This window comes from Stieleria sp., from assembly GCF_041595215.1.
Classification (GTDB): domain Bacteria; phylum Planctomycetota; class Planctomycetia; order Pirellulales; family Pirellulaceae; genus Stieleria; species Stieleria magnilauensis.
This window is the reverse complement of the sequence record NZ_JBFHKV010001030.1, coordinates 1-3055: the sequence shown is the minus strand read 5'-3', so window position 1 is coordinate 3055 and position 3055 is coordinate 1. Positions and strand designations below refer to the sequence as shown.

General features: G+C 56.1%; 1 protein-coding gene and 1 pseudogene. One reads left to right on the top strand and one right to left on the bottom strand.

Annotated elements, in window-relative coordinates; translation table 11 throughout:
- Positions 1-2371 (top strand): VCBS domain-containing protein (locus ABX749_RS27640; protein ID WP_372898870.1); only part of this gene is annotated, 2371 nt, incomplete at its 5' end.
- An 8-nt stretch (positions 2372-2379) separates the two neighbouring features.
- Here ABX749_RS27640 and ABX749_RS27635 read toward each other — a convergent pair.
- Positions 2380-3055: pseudogene (locus ABX749_RS27635) on the bottom strand (hypothetical protein); the annotation flags it as partial.

The window sequence follows — 3055 nt, the reverse complement described above, 5'->3', positions numbered from 1 at the left end:
GACCATCGACGAATCTACTGCTGGCGATCAACCCGCAATTGAGGTGCGCGGCGGCACGGTCGACCTGGGAACCGCTGCTGATCCGGGTAACAACACCATCAATATCCACGGCTCCGGTTCGTTGATTGTCAACTATGGTGGTGAGATGATCACGGCGGTCGGCAATAGGTTCCAGCAAGACGGCAACGGCATTGCCTTCGGCTTCGCTGTCGAAGAAGAGATTCAGGATTTCTTTGAGAACGCGGCCAGCGGAGCCGTGTTGGTTTACGACGACCGCTACTTCGATCGAACGAAGACGCGCGTCTCTGATTTCGATTTGCAGAAACTGTCGGCTGATCTGAGACTCAGTGAACCGAGTTTCGAGATCTTGGGCAATGTCGCGGGAACGGCGATACTAATGCCCGACAACCACACCGTGCGCTTCACCGCGGATAGCTCGGGACTGAGTTCCTTTACGTTCGCGGTGTTTGAGAATAATGCCACTCAGGCCATCCGTACCGTTGAGCTGGATGTCACCAACGTTGCACCGACCGCATTCAATGTTCAAGGTGCAGTCAACGAAGACGGGCCTGTTGTTGATCTCGCTGCCGATTTCGCAGATGTCGATGTGACCGACGTCCACACGTTTAGCATCGATACCACGGGGACGACGGGAACCGTGACCAACAACGGTGACGGAACATTCACCTACGACCCCGCCGGAAAGTTTGGAACACTGCCCGCCGGCTCCACAGCCGCCGATTCGTTCACCTACACAGTCGACGACGGAAACGGCGGCGCGAGCACTGCCACGGTGACCGTGACCATTCACGGACAGAATGATCCCGCTTCGATTTCCGGTGTGACGGCAGGTGATACCGATGAAGATTCCGCCGCAACGACATCGGGCGTGCTGTCGGTCTCGGACATCGATGCTGGTGAAGCGGTTTTCCAATCGAGCAGCCAAGCGGGCACCTATGGAGCATTCGCCATCGATGCCTCCGGAAGTTGGAGTTTTGTTTTGGACATTGCGGCGGCTCAGAGTCTGAACGCGGGGGACCTTGTTACCGACTCGTTCACGGTTCAATCCATCGACCGGTCCGCCACCGAAACGGTTGCCATCACGATCGAAGGATTGAACGACCAAGCCGCGATTTCTGGTGTGGCTGGCGGGCAAACGAATGAAGATTCGCTCACCAACGTCACCGCCAGACTGCTGGTGACGGATAACGACGACGGCGAGAACCAATTCGTTCCCCTCGCCAACTCGGCTGGCAACTTTGGTTCGTTCAGCATGGATGCCTCGGGTGACTGGACCTATGTGCTCGACAGTTCATCCGTTCAGGCCATGAGCGTGAATGAAGTCGAAGCCGATTCCTTTACGGTTCGCTCACTGGACGGCACAGCCACGGAGACCGTGGTCGTGACGATTGACGGTAAAAACGATGCCCCGGTCGGATCGGCTGAATCTTACGCGGTCAGCGAAGATGACATCTTGACGATTCCGGTGAGTAACGGATTGTTGGCCAACGACACTGACATCGATCGGCTTGACTCACTATCGGTGTTCGCGATCAACGGTGAAACCGCCGCAGTGGGAGTGCCCACTCCACTGGCCTACGGTGTTTTGACCGTCCAGGTCGACGGATCGTTGCAATATCAACCCGGTGTGACCAGCGACCTTGCCGGACTGACCGAGACATTTACCTACACCGTCACCGATGGAAAGGGTGGATCGGATGAAGCGACTGTCAGCATCGAGATTTTGCCGGCCATCGCCGAGGGTTCGATCGAATTGACAGGCGGCATTCTACGTGTCGGAGGTACCGAAAACGATGACGTTCTCATCTTTGGCGAAAGCAACGGAATGCTGACGTTGAACGGGGAGAGCACCGGAGTTCCGATTGCCGGCGTCGATGAAATTCGGATTTGGTCGCGTGCCGGTAACGATAGGATTGATCTGGGTAGCTTGGATATCAAATCGATGGTGCAGGCTGGCGAGGGAGATGATGACGTTTCCGGTGGCAGTAACTCCGATCTCATCTTTGGAGGACTAGGAAATGACCACATCGTCGGCGGTAGTGGCAATGATTTCTTGGTCGGTGGACTGGGAGCCGATCGGATGGTCGGTTCATCCGGTCACGACATTTTGATGTCCGAGCAGTTCTTCGGGTCCACGTTACGGGCGGAAATCGATCAACTGCTAGACCAGTGGGTCGAACAAGCGGTCGAATCGGAATCAACCGAAGCCATCGACGAAATTTTCAGCGACGAAGAGAAGGACAAACTCACCGGCGGGTCTGGATCCGACTGGTTCATGATTGGCGAAGCAGGCCGTATCACGGACCTTAAACAAAACAACCCCGACGGAGACCTGGTGACTGAGCTCTGAGCAACGATTCAAGAGGGCAAGTTGCCAGGTGTGGGGCACGCCGGCCTAATCAGGACAGCGCGGCGGGGAATGGTCCACTGGCCGGTCGGATTGGCGGTACACGGAGACACCCAGATGCGTCGTGTCTCGACGTGAATAAAGACGAGGAAGTAGAGATCGACCATTCCTTTGATCGTCCACTTTCGCTTCGATGCGAAGTCGCATTGCCACATCGTGGCTGCATGCCGCTTCAGGAAATCAGACCAAGTATCGGGATGATCGCTGGGATCGGGACCAAGCCCCGCTTCGACCAGAATGTTTTTGACCGTTTGACGCGAGATTCGATGGCCAAGCCGCCGCATCGCCTGGACGATCTTGGTGTAACCCCAGCCGGTCTCTTTCCGGATCCGGATGATCGTATCGGCGATGCTTTCGTCGATTCGCGGCCGGCCAGGTTTATCTTCCGCTTTCGATTTCGGCCGTTTCGTCGGTCCGTCTTCCATGGTCCGGATCCAGCGGCGGAAGGTTGAGTAGCTGACAATCGAGATCAGTTCTTTGATTCGCGGGCCAAGTTTCTTGCCATGGCGAATCAGCCGGCGACGTTCCTGATTGTTCAGCGTGATTCGATCGGGTAACTTGCTCCGAAGGATTGCATTCTCCGCTTTCAAATACGTCACTTGCTGGGCCAATTCCTGCCGAGTGAGT